The organism is Xanthomonas sp. PPL134 (assembly GCF_040595915.1).
GTDB lineage: Bacteria > Pseudomonadota > Gammaproteobacteria > Xanthomonadales > Xanthomonadaceae > Xanthomonas_A > Xanthomonas_A indica.
Window position 1 is genome coordinate 81,145 of record NZ_JAMDLL010000011.1, and the last position, 23,828, is coordinate 104,972.

The following is a 23,828-nucleotide window of genomic DNA, read 5'->3' on the forward strand; positions in this document are numbered from 1 at the left end:
AGCCCTTTTCCCTTCACCAAGCTGTATCCCGCCCGCGCTACATTTCCGCGACCTGCTCGCACGTGAGGTAAAGATGCGCTCGTCCCGTCCTTCCCGCCGGCTCGGCAATCGCGTTGCGTGGCCAGCCGTTTCGGTGTTGCTCCTCGCGCTGAGCGCGTGCAGCAACGGCCAATCCGCTGCCCCTGCCGCCGTGGCCGCAACCAGCCCCGCGCCTGCCAAGCAAGCGCCTCCCGCCGCAGCCCCAGGCGCAGACGCCACGTCGAACGACGCAGCACAGCAACTGCTGCTGTCGAGCGGCGTGCAGTGCGAAGGCCGCAAGACGGCACGGAACTGTACGGCGGGCAATCTGGACGCGGGCGATTACTACGACGTCGAACTGACCCCAGACTGTGGCGCGCAGGGATTCTTCGCAGGCGTTGCCGACGCCAAGGGCACGCCCGCACTGAATGTCGTGCCGACCACGGGGAGCCATGCCACACCGCGGGCCACTTTCTCGCAAGGGCAACTCGTCTGTGTCCAGGGCATCGCCCGCGCCGGCCAAAACCCCATGTACTACTACGTCGTCGCGACTCCGGCGGACAGCGTGGCGCAATGCAAGGGCAATTCGTTATGCCAGAAGTACGGGGACCGCCCGATCCAGTGGGCCTCCCCCGCAAGCGGCGATGCCTGCCATGTCGCTGCGCCGGGTCGCTATGCCGGCAACTGCGCGCAAGGCTGGGTCAGCGCCAGCGCGCTGGACGTGTTTTCAAACGGAATGTAGCGACCGTCCCCACAAGCACGCGTGCTTGTCCACTCGCAAGGAGAGCAAGGTATGTCGGACCCCAAGATCACTCGACTCGTCAGCAGCGTCAACACCACGCGCACGGTAGAGATGGACGATGGAAGTACCGCCAGCCGATCAGGTGGATCGGTTTCGTGGCGCAACAACAACCCCGGCAACCTCAAGTTCGAGTTCGCTGGCAGCGCAGACAAAACAGCCAACAGCCAGCGTACACGCGAAGAGGCATTGCAGTCAGCGCAGAGCACCTATCGCGGCGTCGTGGGTCTCGACCAGTGGGGCAATGCCGTTTTCGAAAGCTACGAGGCAGGTCGCGCTGCCAAGATCCAGCTACTGGAGCGACGCTTCGGCAACGACACCGTCGAACAGATGCTGCCGCGCTACTCGAAAACCGATTACAGCGGCACCACGCATCATCGCGAACAGGCCGCCACCATCTTCGCGGAAGGCGACCGCCAAGGCGTGGACCTGCGCAATAAAACTGTCGCGCAGATGAGCGAGCGCGAACGCGAAGCGCTGGCCGACGGCATCAGGCGCTTCGAGGGTTGGCGAGCAGGCGAGGTCACGGTACAGACACCCGCTCGGACTGCGGCACAAGCCGCGGCGCAGCCGCAGCCCGCGGCTGCGCCCGCTGCATCGAGCCCCACCCCGGCTCCTGCTGCATCCGGCAGACCCAGCGAGACGGTCTACAACGAGGCGTACCAGCACTTCTTCAACGAGGGCCGGCACTACGAATACGGTCGTCCGGACCACCCCAGGCCCGGGCGCGACAGCAGCCGCCTGGAGCGCGATGGCGATGGCGACGGTCGCCTTGGCGTGGATTGTTCGGCCTTCGTGTGGCGCGGACTCAAGAACGCCGGCTACGACGTGCCGGGCGAGAACGCCGCAGGATTCACCACCGCCAAGCTCTTCAATGGCTCGCAGGTCACGTCGTATGCGCGCGAGCATTTCGATGTCACCTCCGCGGCGGAAGCACGCAAACCCAACGGCTCGTTGCACCAGGGCGATCTGCTGCTGTTTTCTTCGTCGAAGGGGCAACACATCGGCATCTTCAAGGGGTACGACGAGGCGGGAAACATCCAGTTCATCGGCTCGCAAGGCAGGACCGGGCCGGCGGAGGTCACGATTCGCCCAGGCGGCTACTGGGATGGCGGCGGCACCCGCATCGTGGGCGCGTTGACCCCCAAGCCGGAGTTCCAGGTTCGCGCACCATTGCATGGCAATGGCGACGTTCCTGCACGGCAGGCATCCGCCGCACCTGCAGAAACCCACGGCGCCAAGAGTGCGGCCATGGCCGATGGCCTGCTCAAGCAGGGCGAGCGCGGCAATGACGTCGAAGCGTTGCAGCGCCAGCTCAACCGCATGGGCGTGCGCGACGCACAGGGTAGAGTGTTGGCCGAGGATGGGCGCTTTGGCGAGCATACCCGCGAGGCGGTCGTTGCCTTCCAGAAACAGCGCGGCCTCACCCAGGACGGCATCGTCGGCCGCGACACCCGGGCCGGGCTGGCGGCGGCCGAGCAGGCCCAGGCCAAGCCGGCGAAAGGCCCGCAGCTCGGCGAGCCGGGGCATCCGGATACGCCGCTGTACGACAGGATGCGCACGGAGGCCGATCGCGGTGCCGAGAAGGCCAATCCGCCGCATGCCAAGCTGTCGAACGAGGCGGTGGCCAACCTCACCCTGCAGGCCAAGCAGGCCGGGATCGACAGTCCCGACAAGCTGAAGGAGGTCAGCGTGGCGAACGACAAGGCCTTCGTCGCCGGGACCACGCCGGGCTTCCGTGCGGTGGTGGACCTGCAGCAGCCGGCACCGCCGCTGGAGCAGACCAGCGCGCAGTTGGCCCGCCAGTCCGCGCAGCAGCACGAGTCGGTGCAGCGCGAGCAGCAGCAGGACGCCAACAGGAGCGTGGCGCGCGCCTGAGCCGCCAAACGGTGTGGGGCGATCGTGCCGACAGCGCGATCGGCCCTGATCGGCGACGCCACCGCTTGCCGGCGATGACCGGCCAGGCGGCGTCCGACGCATCTCGGACGTCGTTCGTCGAAACGGAAAAGCACCTTCCATACCTGCTTCGGGCACGATCAAGCCGCCTGCAAGGTCCCCCTGTAGGAGCGGCTTCAGCCGCGACGGGCACGTTCCCGCTCAAACCCGTCGCGGCTGAAGCCGCTCCTACGGGATACGTCCCAGAGATTCTAGAGCCCCTCGAAAGGTCGCTCCGCTGGCCGGGCAGCCTGCATGCGGGCTGCGCGGGCGGGGAACGTTGCGGAGTCGGGTCCAACCGGCAAACGGGAAGGGCGTCCGTGCAGCAGGCAATGGCTGTCCGCTCCGCCGGATCACCGCAGACGATCCCGTCGCCGCGGTCCTCGCCTTTCGCGGCCCGGTGTCTCCGCATCGCGCCAGCGATGGCGCTATGCTGGGCCGGTTCCTGGGAGGGAAGATGGATACCACCGCCTACGCGCGCCCGATCGACCGTTATTTCGCCAGTTATTCCGACGATCACCGCAATGTCGCCAACCAGCGCATCCATGTGGTCACGGTACCGGCGATCCTGTGGTCGGTGGTGGCGCTGCTGTGGTGCATCCCGGTGGGCGGCACCTGGTTCCAGAGCGGGCTGTGGGCGGCGCTGGGCATGTTCGCGGCGTGGATGTACTACAACCGCCTGTCACGCCCGTTGGGCTACGGCATGCTGGCGGCGTTCTTCTTCTGCGGCTGCCTGTGCCGGCTGCTGGAAGCGCACCTGGGGCTGCAGGGGCTGTTGTGGCTGGCGATCGGCGTGTTCGTGGTGGCCTGGATCGCGCAGTTCATCGGCCACGCGCTGGAAGGCCATCGTCCCAGCTTCCTTACCGACCTGACCTACCTGCTGATCGGCCCGGCGTGGGTGCTGGCCAAGCTATACCGGCGCATGCACTGGCGCTACTGAGCGCGGCCGAGAACGCTGCCCGACACCGTCAAGTAGGCGAGGACGCCCGTCCGCATCGGGCTGACGGCTGCGCGGCGCGACGCTGCGTCAACCCTGCTGCGCCGTGTCCCCGGTCTCCACCCCCAGCATCGCCGCATCCGGCGCGAAGGCGCGCGGCGCATAGCCGAAATCCTGCCGCGCCGGTTGCAGATCGAACGCCAGGTCCTCGCGCATGCGCTGCAACGCGGCGCGGTTCATGCCCTGCAGGCGGCCGCAGGCGTGGGCCAGCGTCAGCGCCAGTGCGAACAGCGCGTGCGGCAGCGACAGCAGCCGCGCCGGTGGCCTTAGGACGGCCAGGACCCGCCGCACCATCTCGCGATAGCTGAGCGTCTCGCCGCCACCAAGGGCATAGCTGCGCCCGTGCGTGGCCGGATGCGCCAGCACCGCCAGCGCCGCGTCGGCCAGATCCTGCACGTGCACCGGCTGGCGCAGGCCGCTGGCGCTGCGTGGCAGCACGAACCAACCCGTGCGCCGCGCCAGCGCCGCGATCGCGCTGAGGGTGCGGTCGCGGCCGGCGCCATAGACCAGGGTCGGCCGCAGCACGGTCGCCGCCGCACCGCGCTCGGCCGCGACCGCGAACACGATGGCTTCGGCCTCGCGCAGGCGCCGGGCGACGTCGCGCTCGGCCGCATCCAGCGAGTCGCGCTTGACCTCCAGGCTGGTGGAGCCGAAGGCGACCACGCGCGCGGCCGCGACCGGCGCGCGCCGGTACCAGTCGGCGAAGGCGTCCAGCGGCCCGCAACTGAACACCACCTCGGCGGCCACCGGCGGCGCCTGCAGCGCGCTGAGTTCGCCGGCATGCCAGTGCAGGCCCGGCTGCGCCGCGCGCGCCTGGCGGGAATAGGCATGCACCTCCCAGCCGGCGGCCAGCAGGCGATGCAGCAGACGCTCGCCGATCTGGCCGCTGCCGCCGAACACCAGCGCAATGCGCGGCGACGCAAGGAACGAAGAGGAAGCGGATGCGGCGGCAGGCGAATCGGTCATCGACACAGGATAGTGCGTGTCCCGCCATTTGCGTCCGGACCGCGCACCGATCGGCACGCTACGGCCGGTGGCGACGGCAAGGCGCGGCGCAGACATGTGCAGCCGCCGCCGATCGCCATGCCGACCGCCGACCTGGCCCGTGCCGCGCGCAGCGTCGCCCGCATCGAAGGCGACGCCGCTGTACTGCAGAACGCACCCCAACCTGGCACGCACGCGCCACATGCCAGGCGCACGCGTGCAGCGCCGACCTGCGACATTACCCACGTCACGCGCACTCGCAAGCGCGTCACTTGCCCGCAGCTACGCTGTCGACATGCCCGTGCACGCCTTCCGTTCCCGCGCCGGCCACCGCCGTGATGCGCCTGTTACACTCGGGCTCCTGCTCGCGAATCTCGTATTCCCTGCATGATCCCAGCCCTCGACCTCCTGCTGGCCTTGCCGTTTCTGATGGCAGTGGCCGTGGTTGCCCTGCGCCACCGCTCGCGCGCCACCCTGGCCTGGGCCGCGGCGCTGGCGCCGTTGGCGGGACTGGCGGTGCTCGGCGCGCTGACGCCCACGGTGCTCGAAGGCGGCATCGTTCGCGCCGACCACGCCTGGCTGCCGCAGATCGGCCTGCAGTTCTCGCTGCGCCTGGACGGGCTGGCCTGGATGTTCGCCGGCCTGGTCCTGGCGATCGGCGCGCTGGTGGTGATGTACGCGCACTATTACCTGAGCGCGCGCGAGAACGCGGCGCGCTTCTATGGCTGCCTGCTGCTGTTCATGGGCGCGATGCTGGGCATGGTGATCGCCGGCAATCTGTTGCTGCTGATGGTGTTCTGGGAACTCACCAGCATCAGTTCGTTCCTGCTGATCGGCTTCTGGTCGCACCGCCAGGACGCGCGCGACGGCGCGCGCATGGCGCTGGTGATCACCGGCGGCGGCGGCCTGGCGTTGCTGGGCGGCGTGCTGCTGCTCGGGCGCATCGTCGGCAGCTACCAACTCGACGCGGTGCTCGCCGCCGGCGACGTGATCCGCGCCAGTGCGCTGTATCCGTGGGCGCTGGGGCTGATCCTGCTCGGCATCTTCACCAAGAGCGCGCAGTTCCCGTTCCACTTCTGGTTGCCGCACGCGATGGCCGCGCCCACCCCGGTGTCGGCGTACCTGCACTCGGCGACGATGGTGAAGGCCGGCGTGTTCCTGCTGGCGCGGCTGCATCCGGCGCTGGCCGGCAGCGACCTGTTCTTCTACACGGTCAGCGGCATCGGCGCGATCACCCTGCTCACCGGCGCCTGGTTCGCGATCTTCCAGCACGATCTCAAGGGCCTGCTGGCGTATTCGACGATCTCGCACCTGGGCCTGATCACCATGCTGTTCGGGCTGTCCACGCCGATGGCGGTGGTGGCCGGCGTGTTCCACATCCTCAACCACGCGGTGTTCAAGGCCTCGCTGTTCATGGCCGCCGGCATCATCGACCACGAGACCCACACCCGCGACATGCGCCGGCTCGGCAACCTGCGCCGCTGGATGCCGATCACCAGCGCGCTGGCGATCACCGCCTCGCTGTCGATGGCCGGCATCCCGCTGCTCAACGGCTTCCTGTCCAAGGAGATGTTCTTCGCCGAGGCGCTGGGCGCCGACGGCCCGGCGGCGATGCGCGTGTTCACGGCAACTTCGGCACTGCTGGCCGGCGTGTTCGGCGTGGCCTACAGCCTGCGCTTCGTCTACGAGACCTTCTTCGGCCGCGGCCCGCGCGACCTGGACACGATGCCGCACGAGCCACCGCGCTGGATGAAGATTCCGGTGGAGATCCTGGTGCTGGTGTGCGTGGCGGTCGGCATCGTGCCGGCGCTGACCGTGGCGCCGGTGCTGCGCGCCGCCGCCGGCGCGATCCTCGGCGATGCCCTGCCCGACTACAGCCTGGCGGTGTGGCACGGCTGGAACGCGCCGCTGGCGATGAGCATCGCCGGCGTGGTCGGCGGCGTGGCGCTGTATTTCGGCCTGCGCCGGCTGACCGCGCTGTATACCGAAGTGCGCCGCTCGCTGGGCAAGCGCGTGTTCCACTGGCACGTGCAGACCCTGTTCGGTCTGGCTGCGCGCTTCACCCGCGTGCTCGCCAACGGCAGCCTGCAGCGCAGCCTGCGCTGGCTGGTGCTGGCCGCGGTGGTGGTGGCCGCCGCGCCGCTGCTACGCGCGGCGCCGCTGTGGCAGCAGTGGCCGGCGCCGCAGGGGATGCCGCTGCTGGGCTGGGGCCTGTGGCTGCTGATCCTCAGTTGCGCGCTGTCCACGCTGTTCCTGTATCGGCAACGGCTGCTGGCGGTGCTGGTGCTGGGTGGCAGCGGGCTGGGCGTGAGCCTGGTGTTCGTGTTCCTGTCGGCGCCGGACCTGGCGCTGACCCAGTTGCTGGTGGAGATGGTCACCCTGGTGCTGATGCTGCTGGGCATGAACTACCTGCCCAAGGCCTCGCCACCGGAGCCCCGGCGCTGGCGGCGTTGGCGCGATGCGGCCCTGGCGATCGCCGCCGGCGGCGGCATGGCGCTGTTGGCGTATTCGGTGATGACCCGGCCGGCGACGACCATGGCCGACGAACTGCTGCAGCGCGCGCTGCCGGAGGCCTATGGCCGCAACGTGGTCAACGTGATCCTGGTGGACTTCCGCGGCTTCGATACCTTCGGTGAGATCACCGTGTTCGGCATCGCCGCGCTGGTGGTGCACGCGCTGCTGCGGCGCGCGCGGATGGCGCCGGAGAAGGTCATGCCCGGGCCGCCGATCAAACTGCCGGTACCGGCCGACCTGGCGCAGCTGATGTTCCCGCTGACCATGACCGTGTCGATCTTCCTGTTCCTGCGCGGCCACAACGCGCCCGGCGGCGGCTTCATCGCCGGGCTGGTGCTGGCGGTGCCGCTGCTGATGCAGTACGTGATCCAGGGCGCGGCCTCGGTGGAGTCGCGCTTCGGCTTCGACTACATCCGCTGCATCGGCCTGGGCCTGCTGCTGGCCACGCTCGGCGGCATGGCCTCGATGCTGTTCGGCGTGCCGTTCCTGACCAGCGGCCATCTCGACCTGGACGTGCCGCTGATCGGCAGCGTGCCGCTGGCCAGCGCGCTGATCTTCGATACCGGCGTGTACCTGGTGGTGTTCGGCGGCACCATGCTGACCCTGTCGATGATGGGCACGATCAAGCCTTCGCGCACCCGCGATTCGCAGCGCGGGCAGATCGATCCGACGCGGCGGTCGGCCATCACCGGGGAGATGCCCTGATGGAACTGGCACTGGCGAGCGCGATCGGAGTGCTGACGGCGGTCGGCGTGTACCTGCTGCTGCGCGCGCGCAGCTTCGACGTGATCCTGGGCATGACCGTGCTGTCCTACGCCACCAACCTGCTGATCTTCGCCGGCGGCCGGCTGGTGCAGGGCAAGGCGCCGGTACTGCGCGACGGCATCGCCCCGACCCTGGCCGAGCACGCCGATCCGCTGCCGCAGGCGCTGGTGCTGACCGCGATCGTGATCGCCTTCGCGATGACCGCGGTCAGCATCGTGCTGGCGATGCGCAGCCGCGGCGACAACCACAGTGACCACGTCGATGCGCGCCCGGACCCCGATCCCGCCGACGGGGACGCGCCATGACCCATCTGCTGATCCTGCCGATCCTGATCCCCTTGCTCGGCGCGGCGCTGTCGCTGTTCGTGGAGCACCGCCGCTATGGCCGCAAGGTGCGCCGCGTGGTCGCCTGGACCGCGATGGCGGCGCTGGCCGCGGCGGTGCTGGCGCTGTGCGTGCAGGTGAGCGATGGGCAGGTCCACGCCTACCTGCTCGGCGACTGGCCCTCGCGGCTGGGCATCGTGCTGATGGCCGATCGCCTGTCGGCGTGGATGCTGGCGACCACCACCCTGCTCGCCGGCGCCTGCCTGCTGCACGCCTGCGCCGGTTGGGACCGCCGCGCGCCGCATTTCCATGCGCTGTTCCAGTTCCAGCTGGTCGGCCTCAACGGCGCGTTCCTGACCGGCGACGTGTTCAACCTGTTCGTGTTCTTCGAGGTGATGCTGATCGCCTCCTACGGCCTGCTGCTCAGCGGCGGGCGCAGCCTGCGCCTGCGCGTGGGCTTCCACTACGTGGTGTTCAACGTCACCTCCTCCACCGTGTTCCTGATCGCGCTGGGCCTGCTGTACGCGCTGCTCGGCTCGCTGAACATGGCCGAGCTGTCGCAGCGCGTGGCGCAGGCGCCACCGCAGAACGTGGCGCTGATCAAGGCCGCGTTCGGCCTGTTGCTGCTGGTGTTCTGCGCCAAGGCCGCGCTGCTGCCACTCTACCTGTGGCTGCCGGAGACCTATGCGCGCGCGCCGGCGCCAGTGGCGGCGCTGTTCGTGATCATGACCAAGGTCGGCCTGTATGCGGTGCTGCGGGTGAGCACGCTGATCCTCGGTAGCCAGGCGCAGGCGCTGGACGGCTACGGCCGCGACTGGCTGCTGTGGCTGGGCCTGGCGACGTTGCTGCTGGCCGCGCTGGGGGTGCTGGCGGCGGTGCGCCTGCGGGTGCTGATCGGCTACCTGGTGATCGTGTCGGCGGCGACGCTGTTCGTGGCCTTCGCCCTGGACGCGCCGGGCACGCTCGGCGCCGGGCTGTACTACCTGGCGCACAGCAGCTTCGTCGCCGCGGCACTGTTCATGATCGCCGACCTGATCCGGCGTCGCCGCGGCGGCGCCAGCGACCGCAAGGAGATCATCGCGCCGCTGCCGGGCAAGACCGTGCCCGGCGTGCTGTTCCTGATCGCGGCGATCTCGGTGGCCGGGCTGCCGCCGCTGTCCGGCTTCCTGGCCAAGGTGGCGATCCTCAGCGCGACCCCGGGCGGGCTGACCGCGCCGGTGTGGGCCGCCGTGCTGCTCAGCAGCCTGATGGTGATCATGGGCCTGACCCGCGGCGGCGTGCGCCTGTTCTGGCGCGTGCCCGGCGACCAGGAGGCAGCCGAGGACGGCACCGTCGAGCTGCCGCGCCCGGCGCCGCGCAAGGCGCCGGCGCGGCCGCTGGAAACCGCCGCCACCGTGCTGCTGCTCGGCTACGGCGTGGCGATGACCGTGGCCGCCGGGCCGCTGCTGCGCTACAGCGAAGCCGCCGCCGCGCAACTGCTGCGCCCGGCCGACTACACCACCCAACTGCGCGCCACCGCGCCGATCCTGCGGGAGCCCTGACATGTCCGCCCGTCCCTGGCCGCGCCGCCTGTTCCCGTCCTGGCCGCTGAGTCTGACCGTCATCGCGTTCTGGCTGCTGATGAGCGACAGCTTCAGCCTCGGCCAGCTGCTGCTGGGGGCGGTGCTGGGCGTGGCGGTGCCGCTGTTCGCCGCGCGCCTGGACCGCGAGTTCGCCCGCATCGGCTCGCTGCGCTCGGTACCGAAGATGCTGTGCGTGGCGGCGTGGGACATCGTGCGCTCCAACGTGGTGGTGGCGCTGCAGGTGCTCGGCCCGGAGAAGCGCATCCACCCCGGCTTCATCTGGGTGCCGCTGGACATCGCCAACATCCACGGCATCGCCGCGCTGACCAGCATGATCACCCTGACCCCGGGCACGGTGTCGGCGGCGCTGTCGGACGACCGCAAGTACCTGCTGGTGCACGTGCTGCACCTGGACGATGCCGAGACCGTGATCCGGCAGATCAAGACGCGCTACGAGGCGCCATTGATGGAGATCTTCCCATGAACAGCCACATGTTCATCGAGACCACGATCGTGGTGTGCATGCACGTGGTGGCGCTGGCGATGCTGCTGGCGCTGTGGCGGCTGCTGCGCGGGCCGACCGTGCCCGACCGCATCCTGGCGCTGGACACGCTGTCGGTGACCGCGATCGCCGAGCTGATGCTGTTCGGCATGTACCTGGATTCGCCGGTGTACTTCGAGGCCGCGCTGATCATCGCCATGCTCGGCTTCGGCAGCACCGTGGTGCTGAGCAAGTACGTGCTGCGCCGGGACATCGTCGAATGATCGGCGTGTTGCAGGTGGGGCTGTCGCTGCTGCTGATCGTCGGCTGCTTCTTCATCCTGATCGGCGCGCTGGGGCTGGTGAAGCTGTCGGACTTCTTCAAGCGCCTGCACGCGCCGACCAAGGCCAGTACGTTGGGCGTGGGCTGCGTGCTGCTGGCCTCGGTCGGCTACCACCTGTTCCTGGGCCAGGACCCGCAGCCGCGCGAGCTGCTGATCACCGCGTTCCTGTTCATCACCGCGCCGATCAGCGCGCACATGATGGCCAAGGCGGCGCTGTCGCTGATGCTGGAGCAACGCCCGCAGGTGCCGGGCAGCGACCATGCCGAGCAGGAAGGGCTGCCGCCGCCGGAACAGCCGGACGAGCGCTGAGCGCGCGGGTCTGCGTAGGAGCGGCTTTTCCGATTCCCGATTCCCGATTCCCGATTCCCCACTCTCGGCACTCACGCCACCAACGCCAGCTCCAGCCCCACCCACGCCAGGAACGCCACCAGCAGCACCGCACCCTCGCCGCGGCTCAGCCGCATGTCGCCGCGCAGCATCGGGTACAGCACCACCGCCAGCGCGATCGCCGCCGGCAGTTCCAGCCGCACGAACGAGGCCGGCAACGGCAGCGGCCGCAGCGCCGCCATGCCGCCGATCACCACCAGCAGGTTGAACAGGCTCGAGCCCAGCACGTGGCCGACCACCATGTCGCCCTGGCCACGGCGCGCGGCGGCCACCGCGGCGGCCGCTTCCGGCAGCGCGGTACCGATGGCCACCGGCAGCAGGCCGACCAGCAACGGCGACAGGCCCCAGGCCGCGCCCAGCCGCGGCGCGTGCTCCACCACCAGATTGGCGCCGGCGTTCAACAGCACCAGGGCGATCAGCAGGCGCAGCAGGTTCAGCACCAGTCCGGTCCGGGTCACCGCGTAGCCGGACACGCCGAGCTGGCGCGCGGCCGGCTCGTGGCGCGCGCGCAGCAGCAGGAAGGCGACCACGCCGACGAAGGCCAGCAGCAGCGCCACGCCTTCGGCGCGCGAGATCGCGCCATCCAGGCCGAAGCCGATCAGCGCCAGCGTCGCCAGGGTCAGCAGCACCAGCAGCGGCGGCAGCAGGCGCGTGCGCAGCAGCAGCGGCGCCGCCAGCGCGGCCAGGCCCAGGGTCAGGCCGAGATTGGCCAGGTTGCTGCCGACCGCGTTGCCCAGCGCCAGGTCCTGCGCGCCGGCTGCGTAGGCGCTCGCATTGACCGCCAGTTCCGGCAACGAGGTGCCGAAGGCCACCAGCAGCAACCCGGCCACGAACGGCGAGGCGCCGCAGCGCTGCGCCAGGCCGGAGGCGGCCTTCACGATCGAATCCCCGCCCAGCGCGAGGAACGCCAGCCCCACCAGCACCCACCCGATCGCACCGGCCATCGCCGACTCCCTACCCGCAAGATGCGGCGATTCTATGCGCAGGGTCGATGATGCCGCCGTGGTCGTGCCGCCGCCGCTCATGGCACGCTGCGGCCGCCGGCCGCGCGCGGCCCGCCACGACTGCACCGCGTTCATGCCCGACCGTGTCTGCTAGCGCCTGTCGCGCGCCCGACCGCGTCCCTCCCTTCGCCTTCGCCACAGGAGCCGCCCCATGTCCCGTCCCGATTCCACGCCGCCGCGCCGGCGGCCCTGGCCGGCACTGGCCGCCATCGCCACGATCGCCGCGGTGCTCGCCGCCGCCTTCGCCTGGAGCGCCGGCTGGCTGGGCGGCCCGCAGCGGCTGACCGCGCAGCGCATGACCGACGCCATCGAAGCCGGCGGCCCGCCGCATCCGGGCTTCCGCCGCGCGCACAGCAAGGGCGTGTGCGTCAGCGGCTATTTCGAGGGCAACGGCCAGGGCAGCGCGCTGTCCTCGGCGCGGGTGTTCGCACAGGCCTCGGTGCCGGTGCTGGGCCGCCTGTCGATCGGCGGTGGCGACCCGCATGGCGCCGACGGCGCCGCCCGCGTGCGCAGCATGGCGCTGCAGTTGCGCAGCGACGACGGCCAGGAGTGGCGCACGGCGATGAACAGCTTCCCGTTCTTCGTGGTCGCCAGCCCCGAGGGCTTCATGGCGCAGACCCTGGCCGCGCGCCCGGACCCGGCCACCGGCAAGCCGGACCCGGCGAAGATGGCGGCGTTCCTGCAGCGCTACCCGGAAGCGAAGAAGTTCCAGGAATGGGCCAAGACCGCGCCATGGTCGAATAGCTGGGCCAACACCCAGTACAACGGCGTCAACGCGTTCCGCTTCACCGCCGCCGACGGCAGCACGCACGCGGTGCGCTGGTCGATGCACCCGCAGACCCCGTTCGCACCGCTGTCGGCCGAGCAACGCGCCAAGGCCGATGCCGACTTCCTCAGCGAAGACCTGCAGGCGCGGCTGGCGCGCGGCCCGCTGCGCTGGGACCTGGTGCTGACCGTGGCCGCACCCGGCGATCCGGTCGACGACCCCTCGCAGCCCTGGCCGCAGGACCGCCAACAGGTGGTCGCCGGCACCCTGGTGCTGGACCATGCCGAGCCGCAGGCCACCGGGCCGTGCCGCGACCTCAACTACGATCCGCTGATCCTGCCGCGCGGCATCGCCGGCTCCGGCGACCCGATCCTGGCCGCGCGCTCGGCGGTGTATTCGCAGTCCTTCAACCGCCGCGAGCGCGAGATCGCCCGTGGCCAGGCGCCCGACGCCACCGGCACGCCGCACGGAGGTGCGCAATGAACCGCGACGATCGCGCCGCGCACTTCAATCTGCTCGCGCGCGTACTGCACTGGCTGATGGCGGCGATGATCCTGACCATGCTGTTCGTCGGCGTGGGCATGGTCGCCTCGGTGTCGCAGCGGCCCTGGCTGCTGGACCTGCACCGCCCGCTCGGCATCGCCATCCTGCTGCTGGTGCTGGTGCGCCTGGGCAACCGCCTGCGGCACCGGCCGCCGCCGCTGCCGGCCGACCTGCCGCGCTGGCAGCAGGTGGCCGCGCACGCCTCGCACTGGCTGCTGTACGCGCTGATGCTGGCGATGCCGCTGCTGGGCTGGTCGATGCTCTCGGCCGGCGGCTACCCGATCGTGCTGTGGCCGGGCGTGCAGTTGCCGCCGATCGTCCCGCACAGCCCGGCGCTGTACGCCGGGCTGCGCAGCGCGCACGGCTGGCTGGCCTACCTGCTGTTCGCCACGGTGCTGGCGCACCTGTGCGCGGCGCTGTTCCATGCCTGGGTGCGCCGCGATGGCGTGTTCTCGAGCATGGCGCGCGGCCCGGCGGCGGACGCGCGGCGCGAGCAGGGGTAGTCCACCCGACGACATCCACGCGCCGCGCACGCTGGCCAGCTGAGCGCACAGCGGCTGGCGCGGTGGCGCCATGCGCGAGCCGCGCCCAGCGTTTGTGTCGGCGCCGACATGGTCGCGGCTGCGGGCGGCCAGTACACTTGTCGGCGGACGGGCGCGTTCGTCCGCCCCTGTTCTTCCCGCGCACCGGGTATCCCCCTGGGAATCCGGCGCCGCGGCCGCGCCAGCCAGCGCCGTTGTCCCGCAGCCCGCCACCTCGGCGGGCGGGCCCGCACGCCAAGCCAGCTCACCCTCGATCGTCGCCCGGCGCCGCATCCGCGCCGGCGATGGCCCTGCCTGCTGCCTTGGAGTCCGCGATGTCACGTGTTACCCCCACCTGCCGTTTTCCGCGCCGTTCGGCCCTGGCCGTGGCCTGCCTGCTGGCCGCCGTGCCGGCGTTCGCCGCGACCCCGAGCGCGTCCGCCGACGACGGCGCGGACGATGCCGAGCGCGACGTCACCACCCTGGACAAGATCAGCGTCAAGGGCGAGCGCGCCGAGGGCTACAGCGTGCGCAAGACCAGTGCCGGCACCCGCTTCACCCTGGCGCCGCGGGAGATCCCGCAATCGGTGAGCATCATCAGCCACCAGCGCATCGAGGATCAGGGCCTGGACGACATCATCGACGTGCTGGAGAACACCACCGGCGTGTCCAGCACGCGCTCGGACAGCGAGCGCTTCGAGTTCTACGCGCGCGGTTTCTATATCGACAACTACCAGTTCGACGGCATCCCGACCACGATGGTGCAGAACTGGAGCTACGGCGATTCGGCGCTGGACCTGGCCCTGTACGACCGCGTGGAGGTGGTGCGCGGCGCCACCGGCCTGCTCACCGGCGCCGGCAATCCTTCGGCCTCGGTCAACCTGATCCGCAAGCACGCCGACAGCGCCGAACTGACCGGCAGCGTCACCGTCAGCGCCGGCAGCTGGGGCCGCACCCGCTCCACGGTCGACGTCACCACCCCGCTCAACGCCAGCGGCACCGTGCGCGCACGGGTGATCGGCAGCTACCTGGACACCGATTCGTACGTGCAGCGCTACAGCCAGCGCAAGTCGCTGGGCTATGCGGTGATCGATGCCGACCTGACCCCGGACACGCAGCTGAGCGTGGGCTACGACTACCAGAACAAGCACTCCGACGGGGTCACCTGGGGCGGCTTCCCGCTGTGGTATGCCGACGGCAGCCGCACCGACTACCCGCGCTGGTTCAATCCGGCCGCCGACTGGACGTTCTGGGACACCACCAGCAAGCGCGCCTTCGCCACCCTGCAACACGGCTTCGGCAACGGCTGGCAGCTCAAGCTCAACGCCACCCACGACCAGACCGACGTCACCGACAAGCTGTTCTACCCGTACTACACCATCTACGGCTTCGACCGGCAGACCGGCGCCGGCGTGGTGCCGTACTCGGGCTACTACATCATCGGGCGCAAGGTCGACGGCCTGGATGCCTACGCCGAAGGCCCGTTCCAGTTGGGCGGGCGCGCGCACGAACTGATGGCCGGGGTCAGCTACAACCGCCGCCGCTACGTAAACACCGGCGCCTTCGACTTCCCCGGGCCGCTGCCCAGCTACCTGGGCTGGACCGGCGCGTATCCGGAGCCGGCCTGGTCGCCGATCAGCGAGTTCAGCCGCGGCACCGTCACCCAGAAGGCCGGCTATGCGGCGGCACGGCTGTCGCTGGCCGATCCGCTGAAGCTGATCGTGGGCGCGCGCTACACCGACTGGAAGGTAGACGGCAGCGAGGGCGGGGTGGGCTACGTCCTGCACCAGGAGAAGACCACGCCCTATGCCGGCCTGGTGTACACGCTCGACGACGTCTGGTCGGTCTATGCCAGCTACACCGACATCTTCCAGCCGCAGACCGCGCGCACCGCCAGCGGCGCCTACCTGGATCCGGTGATCGGCAAGAGCTACGAGGCCGGAGTCAAGGGCGCCTGGTTCGACGACCGCCTCAACGCCGCGCTGTCGGTGTTCCGCATCGAGCAGGACAACGTCGCCCAGGCCACCAGCGGATTCGTGCAGGGCACCACCGAGACCGCCTACATCGCCGCGCAGGGCACGGTCAGCCGCGGCGTGGAGTTCGAATTGAACGGCGAACTGGCGCCGGGCTGGAACGCCACCTTCGGCGCCTCGCGCTATGTCGCCAAGGATGCCGCCGGTGCCGACATCAACAGCCAGCTGCCGCAGACCACGCTCAAGCTCTACAGCAGCTACACCCCGCGCAGCCTGAGCGAACTGACCTTCGGCGGCGGCGTCAACTGGCAGAACCGCATCTACTACGTCGACGCCACCTACGGCCGCTTCGAGCAGAGCGGCTACGCGCTGGTCAGCGCCTTCGCGCGCTACCGCCTGTCGCCGGCGTTCTCGGTGCAGCTCAACCTCAACAACCTGCTGGACAAGCGCTACTACGCGCAGATCTACGGCTACGGCGCCTGGGGCGAGCCGCGCAGCGGGACGCTGAGCTTCAGCTGGTCGTTCTGAGCCGACCGCCGACGCCCACGCATGCCGCGGCGCGGCATGCGTGGCGATGGAGGAGGCGCTTAGGCCTCGACGGCGCGCAGCGGCGCGTCGCCAGCGGCGGCGACGCGGTTGCGGCCGCTGCGCTTGCCGCGGTACAGCGCCGCGTCCGCGCAGCGCAGCAGGTCCTCAGTGCTGCGGCCGTGGTCCGGGTAGGCGGCCACGCCGATCGACACGGTCACCGGCGGCAGCGCCTGGCCCTGGTGCTGCACCCGCAGGTCCGCCACCGCGGCGCGGATCTGCTCGGCGCGGCGCTGCGCCACGTCGGCGGCGGCGCCGGGCAGGATCACCGTGAACTCTTCGCCACCGTAGCGGCAGGCGATGTCCTCCGGCCGCACCAACCCGGCCAGCAATTGGCCGAACGCCGCCAGCAAGGCATCGCCGCCGGCATGGCCGAGGCGGTCGTTGAGCGCCTTGAAGTGGTCCAGGTCCAGCATCATCAGCGCCAGCGGCTGCTCGCGGCGCTCGCAGCGGGCCAGCTCGCGCAGCAGCGATTCTTCCAGGTAGCGGCGGTTGTACAGCCCAGTCAGCGGATCGCGGATCGACTGCATGCGCAGGCGCTGGCGCAACTGCAGGTTGTGCAGCGCCATCGCCAGTTGTTCGGCCACCACCTCGACCAGCGGCAGGCGCTCGAGCACGGCCGGGTCGCGGCTGGACAGATGGATCAGGCCCAGCGGCTCGCCCTGCACCACCATCGGCACGCAGGTGCCATGCCGCACCGCGCCGGCGGCGTGGGCACAGGCCGGCGCGGCGCCAGGCCGCTGGATCTGGGTGGCGCGGCTGCGCAGGCCTTCGCAGCCGTTGAGCGACAGCGTCGGCGCGCACACCGCATCCTCGCCCCACTGTGCGACGCAGACCGCCTGCTCGCCCGTCGCGTCGGTGCAGTACACGCTGCAGCCGGCGTCGCCGAGCAGGCGTTCCAGCGCCTGCCGTGCGACCTCTACCGCCTCGTCCGGCTGCATGCAACTCTGCAGTCCGCGGCTGCAGCGGTTGAGCGTGCGCAGATCCTGTTCGGTGCGCTGCATCTGCTGCACCGTGCCCACCAGCAGCGCGTTGGCCTGGTGGCCGCGCTGCTCGGCCTGGCTGCGGCGGCCGATCTCGCGGCGCAGCAGCAGGTACAGCACCAGGGTCAGCACACACACCGCCGGGATGCCGACCACTGCCAGCCGGCGCAGCAGGTCGGCGTTGGCGGCGGTGGAGCGGGCACTGCCGGCCAGCGCCGCGCGCTCGCTGCGCACCATGGTGTCGGTGTTGCGGCGGATCGCCTGCGACAGCGCGCGGCCACGGCGCGCGCGCTCGGGGTCGGGCTTGAGCGTGCCCGCCGCCTTGCCCTGGAAGCGGGCCACGGCGCGCGCGCTGTCGCGCATGCGTGCCTCGATCTGGGCGCGGACCTCCTGTAGCCGCTGCTGCTGGGCCGGGTTGTCCTGCAACAGCGTGGCCAGCTGTTGCAGCCGCGGCGGCAGTGCGCGCTGGCACTGCTGGAAATCGACCAGGTGTTCGTGGGTTTCCAGCAGCAGGAAACCGCGCAGGGAGGCGTCGCAGTCGGCGAGGTTGAGCTGCAGGCCGTCGATCTCGGCGATCACCCGGTGGCTGCGTTGCACCGCCGCGGTATCGGCGAGGAAGCGCTGGCTGCCCACCAGCACGCCGCCGCTGATGCCCAACAGCAGCAGCAAGGCCAGCGGCACGCCATAGCGGTTGATCGTGGTGGAGGGCATGGCGTCGGCCAATGGGTGGGTGGGAGGCCGCGCGCGCCCTGCACTGCGCTGCGCAGTCAAGCGCAGGGAGCCATGCAAGTTCCAGGCCGAACAACGTGCCGGATCACAGCCAGCCCTTCTGCCGCGCCAGCCGCGCCGCCTCGATGCGGTTGCCGACCCCGAGCTTGCCGATCGCCTCGGACAGGTAGTTGCGCACCGTGCCCGACGACAGCCCCAGTTGCGTGGCAATGTCGCCGGCCGAAGCGCCCTCGCCGGCCAGGCGCAGCACCTGGCGCTCGCGGTCGTTGAGCGGATCGGCCTCGGACCAGGCTTCCAGCGCCAGCTCCGGATCGATCGCGCGGCCGCCGCGGTGGACCTGGCGGATCGCCTCGATCAGCCGCTGCGGCGGCGCGTCCTTGAGCAGGTAGCCGCCGACCCCGGCGTCCAGCGCGCGCCGCAGGAAGCCGGGGCGGGCGAAGGTGGTGACGATGATGACGCGTACCGGCAGCTGCTGGCGCTGGATGCGCTGGGCCAGTTCCAGGCCGCTGAGGCCGGGCATCTCGATATCGGTGACCAGCAGGTCGGGGGACTGCGCCTGCAGTGCGCGCCAGGCGGCCTCGCCGTCGGCCGCGCTGGCGACCACGTCCAGATCCGCTTCCAGGCCCAGCAGTGCGCCCAGCGCACCGCGCACCATCGCCTGATCCTCCGCCAGCACTAAACGAATCACGGCACCCCCCGGTCCTTGTCGGCCCATTGTAGTGCCCGGGCCGGGCCGGCGCTCAGCCGAGCGCGGCGTCCTGGTCGGCCGGGGCGGGCATCCGCGCCGCCGTTGCGGCCTCCGGCACGACGGCCGCCTCGGCCCGCGGCAACAGCGCCGCGGCGACCAGGCAGGTGCCCAGGCCACGCTCGGAGGCGATGCGCAGGCTGCCGCCCACCGCCTCCAGCCGCTCGCGCATGCTGCTCAGCCCGGTGCCCGGCTGCAGCGCGCCGCCGCGGCCGTCGTCGCGCAGTTCCAGCAGGGCCTGGCCGCGCTCGCACCACAGCCGCAACTGCGCGTGATTGGCGCGGGCATGGCGCTGGATGTTGGTGGCGGCCTCGCGCAGCACCAGCGCGAACACCGTCTCCAGCTGCGGGCATGGCGGCAAGGCCTCGACCTGGTAGCGGAAGGTCACCCCCGACGATTCCAGCAGCAGCTTGGCCGCGGCGATCTCCGCCGCCAGTTGCGCGGCGCGGATGCCGCTGACCGCGCGCCGCACCTGGCCCAGCGCCTCGCGCGCGACCTGCCCCACCTCCTCCATCTCGCGCTGCGCCGCGGCCGCGTCATGGGCGAGCAGGCGCGTGGCCAGGTCCGACTTCAGCGCGACCAGCGACAGGGTATGGCCGAGCAGGTCGTGCAGGTCGCGGCCGATGCGCTCGCGCTCGGCCACCGCCGCCAGGCGCCGCACTTCCTCGTGGCTCAGGCGCAGTTGCGCCTCGCCGCGCGCACGGCGTTCGAAACTGATGTTCATCAGTCCTACCGACAGGCCGACCACCATCGCGCTGACCATGTACAGCGGCGACCAGCCGCGCAGCGTCCAGGCCAATGCGAACGAGGCCAGCACCAGCAGCATCGCCGCCACCGCCCGCTTCGGCTCGAAGCAGAACGCCAGGAAGGCGCAGGCATAGATGATGTAGCACTGCGCACCGGGGTTGTACGGCAGCACCACGAACGCCAGCGCCGCCATGCCCGCCACGCACCAGGGCAGGTAGCGCCGATGGCGGTAGTAGGCCACGTAGTACAAGGCCAGGAACACCAGGTAGCTGGCCAGCGTCGGCGGGAACCAGTTGCGGAAGTAGTACGGCTCGTACAGCGGAGTGACGAACAGCCAGATCGACCACACCAGCGACAGCCACACGAACCAGTGGGTGCTGGGCTTGGCCGAGCTCCAGCCGATGCGGCGGGCGATCAGCGAGTCGGGCGAGGCGTGCAGCAAGGCGATCACGTCGGGCTCCCAGGGCGGCACGGCCGCCGCGGCGCATAGCTTAGCGAAGGCGCCGGCGCGCGGAACCGCGCGGCGACGCCGGGATGGACGCGGCGTGCCATCAGCCGCGGCCCAGGCGCCGCTGCGCCAGCGCGTAGAACACCACCGTCACCGCCAGCAGCGCGGCGACGTGGCCGGCACTGCCATGGCCATCGCCCTGCCCGACCACGCGCAGCGCCAGTTGGCCCAGGTGGTAGGACGGCCACAGCGGCGCCAGCGTGGTCAGCCACGCCGGCAGCAACTGCAGCGGGATCCACAGCCCCGACAGGAACGCCATCGGCAGATAGATCAGGTTGACCAGCGCCGGCGCACCGCTGCCGCCGGCGTAGGCGCCCAGCGCCAGCCCGATCGCGCAGAACGGCAACGTGCCCAGCACGTCGACCAGCAGCAGCCAGAGTCGTTGGCCCGGGCTCAGCATGACCCCGCCGAGCAACCCGGCCAGCACCTGCAGCAATATCCCGATCGCCAGCGCGAACGCCATCGCCAGCGCGGTCCGTGCCAGCAGCAGCGCCATCGGCGGCACCGGCATCGCCCGCTTCAGCGCCAGCAGGCCGCGCTCGCGGTCCAGCGCCAGGCCGACACCGAACCCGAACAACGCCGGCGCCATCACCCCGAACACGCTGTAGCTGGCCATCAGGTACACCGCCGCGTCGTGGCGCCCATGATTGAGCAGCACGCCGAACAGCAGGTAGAACAGCGGCGGGAACAGCAGCGTCGGCAAGGCGAACGACGGCGTGCGCAGCCAGCGCAGCACTTCGTAGCGGATCTCGCGCAGCAGCAGCGCGAACTGGTCGCGCAACGACCAGGCGGCCGCCGGAGGGACAACGGAAAGATCGATCGGGTTCATGCGGCCTCCGCACGGGTGATGGCGAGAAAGGCGTCGGCGAGGCCGGCGCGGCGAACTTCCAGCGCCGTCAGCGCCGGATCGCTGGCGAGCAACCGCGCCACCACCGGTTCGGCCGGTTCGGCGACCACCTCGAGCACGCCGTCGCGGGTGTCGGCGCGGCGCACCTGCGGCCACTGCGCCACCTGCGCCGCCGGCAACGCGCTGCGGCAGCGGATGGTGCATTGCTCGAAGCGCGCCCGCAGGTCGGCGACACTGCCCTCGGCGATCAGCGTGCCGCGCTGCAGCACCGCCACCCGATCGGCCAGCGCCTCGGCTTCTTCCAGATAGTGCGTGGTCAGCAGCACCGCGCAGCCGTCGGCGACCAGTTCGCGGATCGCCCGCCACAGGCCTTGCCGCGCCTCGATGTCCAGGCCGGTGCTGGGCTCGTCCAGGAACAGCACCTGCGGCCGCCCGCAGATCGCCATCGCGAACTGCACGCGCCGCTGCTGGCCGCCGGACAACTGGCCGTAGCGGCGCGCCATCAGTCCTTCCAACCCGGCCAGCGCCACGCAATCGGCGACGCTGCGCGGGCGCGGGTAGTAACCCCGCGCCTGCAGCAGCAGTTCGCCCACGCGTAGCGTCTCCGGCAGCCCGGCGGTCTGCAGCATCGCCCCGGCCTGGCGGCGTGCCGCCAGCGAGCGCGGGTCCTGCCCGCACAGGCGCACGCTGCCGGCATCGGGCGTCTGCAGCCCGAGCAGCAGGCCCACCGCGGTGCTCTTGCCGGCGCCGTTGGCGCCCAGCAACGCCAGCAGCTGGCCGCGGTGCAACTGCAGGTCGACGCCATCGAGCGCGAGCAGCGCGCCGTAGCGCTTGTGGACGCCGCTGAGCTGCGCCAGCGGCAACGCATCGTGGTCGGGCATGGGACACTCCGGTGGCAGGGAGTGTCTAGGCTGCGCCGCGGCGGGGACGCCGCCCAGTGCGGCGCGTCAACTGCATCGAATGACATCTGTCACTGGCAGCCCCGGCACGATTGCCGCATGCTGCGATCCACGCCGAGGGGCGGCGTTCTCCCGCTACAGCGCATCGCAGAAAGTGACTTCCGGCCATGCCAACGGCGGCCCGGGACTCGCACACTGCAGCGCGCCGACCGTTTCGTTCAAGGACACGATGAGTACTTCCTCCGACCTGCTCAAGGAACTCCGTATCGACCGCAAGGCGCCGCCGAGCGAGCCGCCGTCGCGGCGCGGACTGTGGATCGCCGTGGTGCTGCTGGTGGTGCTGCTCGCCATCGGCGCCGGCGCCTGGCTGCTGTTCGGCCGCAGCAAGCCGCTGGAGGTGCGCACCGCCGCGGTGGTGGCGATCGCCCCCGGCAGCAGCAGTGCCTCGGTGCTGGACGCCAGCGGCTACGTGGTGGCGCGGCGCATGGCCACGGTGTCGGCCAAGATCACCGGCAAGGTCCGCGAGGTGCGCATCGAGGAAGGCATGCGCGTGGAGCAAGGCCAGGTGATGGCGACGCTGGACCCGATCGACGCCAACGCGCAACGGGTGCTGTCGGCCTCGCAACTGGACGCGGCGCGCAGTCTGGTGGCCAACATGCAGGCGCAGGTGCGCCAGGCGGATGCCGACGCGCAGCGGCTGCAGACCCTTGCCGGCCAGCAACTGGTTTCGCGGTCGCAGTACGAGCAGGCGGTGGCGCAGCGCGATGCCCTGCGTGCGCAGTTGCAGAATGCGCAGCGCAACGTGGCGGTGGCCGGCAACCAGCTGTCGATCTCCGATCTCAACGTCGACAACACCATCGTGCGCGCGCCGTTCTCCGGCGTGGTCACCGCCAAGGCGGCGCAGCCGGGCGAGATCGTCTCGCCGCTGTCGGCCGGCGGCGGCTTCACCCGCACCGGCATCGGCACCATCGTCGACATGGATTCGCTGGAAATCGAGGTCGAGGTGGGCGAGTCCTACATCGGCCGGGTCAAGCCGGGCATGCCGGTGGAAGCGGTGCTCAACGCGTATCCGGACTGGAAGATCCCGGCCGAGGTGATCGCGATCATCCCCTCCGCCGACCGCGGCAAGGCCACGGTGAAGGTGCGGGTGGCGCTGAAGCAGAAGGACGCGCGGATCGTGCCGGAGATGGGCGTGCGGGTCAGCTTCCTGGAGGCACCGCAGCCGCAGGCGCAACACACGCCGCAGGGCGTGCGGGTACCGGGCGCGGCGATCGTCAAGCGTGCCGGCCAGGACGTGGCGTTCGCGGTGAAGGAGGACAACACGGTCGAGCAGCGTGCGCTGAAGACCGGTATCGCCCTGGGCGACGACCGCCAGGTGCTGTCCGGCCTGGCCGCCGGCGACACGGTGGTGCTGGATCCGCCGGAGGCCTTGCATGCCGGGATGCAGGTGAAGACGGTGGAGGCCGCGGCGCAGTAGCGCTACGCACAAGGGCGCGCTACGCACTGCACCAGCGCCTCGACGTCGCAGCTGTCTGATGTAGTCAGTTTCCGCTGAGCCTGCCGCAGTCGAATCGCTCAAGCTCCAGTTCTTGCAGTTGCTGTTGCAGTGCTTGTTTCTGCTTTCCCGATCCCCGCGGCGCAATTGCCATGGGGAAACGAGTACCCGAGTGACGCCGTTGCTGTTGCTTCTGCTGTTGCTTCACCGCCGTTGCCGTTGCTCTTGCTTTTGACTTACCGGGTTCCCTTCCGCAGCGGCGGATGGACCGGGGAAACACCCGAAGGGCGGCGCACAGGGATGTGCGCCGTTCGCGGCAGGGGCAGGATGCCCCTTCCGCGAATCCCCGGTGCATCCGCGGACCCGGAGCGCGCA

The 23,828-nt window shown here is 70.7% G+C and carries 20 protein-coding genes; 13 read left to right on the forward strand and 7 right to left on the reverse strand.

The features are described 5' to 3' along the window. The first annotated feature begins 73 nt into the window (after nt 1-73). The 3 genes from M3U25_RS17130 to M3U25_RS17140 all read left to right on the forward strand — a co-directional run bounded on the left by M3U25_RS17130 (nt 74) and on the right by M3U25_RS17140 (nt 3,692). Nucleotides 74-760, forward strand: coding sequence for a hypothetical protein (locus tag M3U25_RS17130; RefSeq protein ID WP_355502633.1), 687 nt, complete (start codon nt 74-76; stop codon nt 758-760). A gap of 51 nt (nt 761-811) precedes the next feature. After that, complete coding sequence (locus tag M3U25_RS17135; protein WP_355502630.1) at nt 812-2,695, forward strand: peptidoglycan-binding protein; 1,884 nt, start codon at nt 812-814, stop codon at nt 2,693-2,695. 514 nt (nt 2,696-3,209) lie between these two features. Further along, nucleotides 3,210-3,692 (forward strand): Mpo1-like protein, encoded by a 483-nt coding sequence (locus tag M3U25_RS17140; protein WP_355502627.1) that lies wholly within the window; start codon nt 3,210-3,212, stop codon nt 3,690-3,692. Between the two features lie 87 nt (nt 3,693-3,779). Here M3U25_RS17140 and M3U25_RS17145 read toward each other — a convergent pair whose 3' ends face one another. Continuing rightward, on the reverse strand, nt 3,780-4,715 hold the full coding sequence (locus M3U25_RS17145; RefSeq protein WP_355502624.1) for an NAD-dependent epimerase/dehydratase family protein: 936 nt from the start codon (nt 4,713-4,715) through the stop codon (nt 3,780-3,782). 405 nt (nt 4,716-5,120) lie between these two features. Here M3U25_RS17145 and M3U25_RS17150 point away from each other — a divergent pair, with 405 nt between their 5' ends. Genes M3U25_RS17150 through M3U25_RS17175 form a run of 6 tightly spaced genes read left to right on the forward strand, consistent with a single transcriptional unit; the run spans nt 5,121 to nt 11,030 of the window. After that, entirely contained in the window at nt 5,121-7,952 is a 2,832-nt protein-coding gene (locus M3U25_RS17150; protein WP_355502622.1) for a monovalent cation/H+ antiporter subunit A, read from the forward strand. Beyond that, nucleotides 7,952-8,317 (forward strand): Na+/H+ antiporter subunit C, encoded by a 366-nt coding sequence (locus M3U25_RS17155; RefSeq protein WP_355502619.1) that lies wholly within the window; start codon nt 7,952-7,954, stop codon nt 8,315-8,317. Before M3U25_RS17150 ends, M3U25_RS17155 begins: the two co-directional genes overlap by 1 nt. Next, the gene (locus tag M3U25_RS17160; protein WP_355502616.1) at nt 8,314-9,876 is read left to right on the forward strand and encodes a monovalent cation/H+ antiporter subunit D; all 1,563 of its coding nucleotides are present in this window, start codon (nt 8,314-8,316) and stop codon (nt 9,874-9,876) included. The genes M3U25_RS17155 and M3U25_RS17160 overlap by 4 nt, the downstream gene beginning before the upstream one ends. Before the next feature lies 1 nt (nt 9,877). After that, nucleotides 9,878-10,381: a Na+/H+ antiporter subunit E gene (locus M3U25_RS17165; protein WP_355502613.1), complete on the forward strand. Its 504-nt coding sequence runs from the start codon at nt 9,878-9,880 to the stop codon at nt 10,379-10,381. Beyond that, nucleotides 10,378-10,662 carry a K+/H+ antiporter subunit F gene (locus M3U25_RS17170; protein ID WP_019797516.1) on the forward strand — a complete coding sequence of 95 codons (285 nt, stop codon included), beginning with the start codon at nt 10,378-10,380 and terminating at the stop codon, nt 10,660-10,662. Before M3U25_RS17165 ends, M3U25_RS17170 begins: the two co-directional genes overlap by 4 nt. Next, complete coding sequence (locus M3U25_RS17175; RefSeq protein ID WP_355502610.1) at nt 10,659-11,030, forward strand: Na+/H+ antiporter subunit G; 372 nt, start codon at nt 10,659-10,661, stop codon at nt 11,028-11,030. The genes M3U25_RS17170 and M3U25_RS17175 overlap by 4 nt, the downstream gene beginning before the upstream one ends. 71 nt (nt 11,031-11,101) lie before the next feature. Here the strand turns inward: M3U25_RS17175 and M3U25_RS17180 are convergent, their stop codons facing one another. After that, complete coding sequence (locus M3U25_RS17180; protein WP_355502607.1) at nt 11,102-12,052, reverse strand: calcium/sodium antiporter; 951 nt, start codon at nt 12,050-12,052, stop codon at nt 11,102-11,104. 211 nt (nt 12,053-12,263) lie between these two features. Between M3U25_RS17180 and M3U25_RS17185 the strand changes: the two genes are divergently transcribed. The 3 genes from M3U25_RS17185 (at nt 12,264) to fhuE (ending at nt 16,443) form a co-directional block, all read left to right on the forward strand. Then, nucleotides 12,264-13,361, forward strand: a complete 1,098-nt coding sequence (locus M3U25_RS17185) for a catalase family peroxidase (protein WP_355502604.1) — start codon at nt 12,264-12,266, stop codon at nt 13,359-13,361. Next, a complete protein-coding gene (locus tag M3U25_RS17190; RefSeq protein WP_355502601.1) occupies nt 13,358-13,924 on the forward strand; it encodes a cytochrome b in 567 nt (188 codons plus the stop codon). Before M3U25_RS17185 ends, M3U25_RS17190 begins: the two co-directional genes overlap by 4 nt. Nucleotides 13,925-14,277: 353 nt before the next feature. Next, nucleotides 14,278-16,443, forward strand: coding sequence for a ferric-rhodotorulic acid/ferric-coprogen receptor FhuE (gene fhuE, locus M3U25_RS17195; RefSeq protein ID WP_242160178.1), 2,166 nt, complete (start codon nt 14,278-14,280; stop codon nt 16,441-16,443). A 59-nt stretch (nt 16,444-16,502) separates the two neighbouring features. On the opposite strand, the gene M3U25_RS17200 is transcribed toward fhuE, so the two are convergent. The 5 genes from M3U25_RS17200 to M3U25_RS17220 form a co-directional block, all read right to left on the reverse strand. Beyond that, nucleotides 16,503-18,194: a diguanylate cyclase gene (locus M3U25_RS17200; RefSeq protein ID WP_355502597.1), complete on the reverse strand. Its 1,692-nt coding sequence runs from the start codon at nt 18,192-18,194 to the stop codon at nt 16,503-16,505. 103 nt (nt 18,195-18,297) lie between these two features. Next, nucleotides 18,298-18,900 (reverse strand): response regulator transcription factor, encoded by a 603-nt coding sequence (locus M3U25_RS17205; RefSeq protein ID WP_242160176.1) that lies wholly within the window; start codon nt 18,898-18,900, stop codon nt 18,298-18,300. 52 nt (nt 18,901-18,952) lie between these two features. Further along, nucleotides 18,953-20,155 carry a sensor histidine kinase gene (locus M3U25_RS17210; RefSeq protein ID WP_355502594.1) on the reverse strand — a complete coding sequence of 401 codons (1,203 nt, stop codon included), beginning with the start codon at nt 20,153-20,155 and terminating at the stop codon, nt 18,953-18,955. Between the two features lie 100 nt (nt 20,156-20,255). Beyond that, nucleotides 20,256-21,041, reverse strand: a complete 786-nt coding sequence (locus tag M3U25_RS17215) for an ABC transporter permease (RefSeq protein ID WP_355502591.1) — start codon at nt 21,039-21,041, stop codon at nt 20,256-20,258. Beyond that, nucleotides 21,038-21,940: an ABC transporter ATP-binding protein gene (locus tag M3U25_RS17220; protein ID WP_355502588.1), complete on the reverse strand. Its 903-nt coding sequence runs from the start codon at nt 21,938-21,940 to the stop codon at nt 21,038-21,040. The genes M3U25_RS17215 and M3U25_RS17220 overlap by 4 nt, the downstream gene beginning before the upstream one ends. A gap of 247 nt (nt 21,941-22,187) precedes the next feature. Between M3U25_RS17220 and M3U25_RS17225 the strand changes: the two genes are divergently transcribed. Next, complete coding sequence (locus M3U25_RS17225; protein WP_355502585.1) at nt 22,188-23,435, forward strand: efflux RND transporter periplasmic adaptor subunit; 1,248 nt, start codon at nt 22,188-22,190, stop codon at nt 23,433-23,435. Nucleotides 23,436-23,828 lie beyond the last annotated feature (393 nt).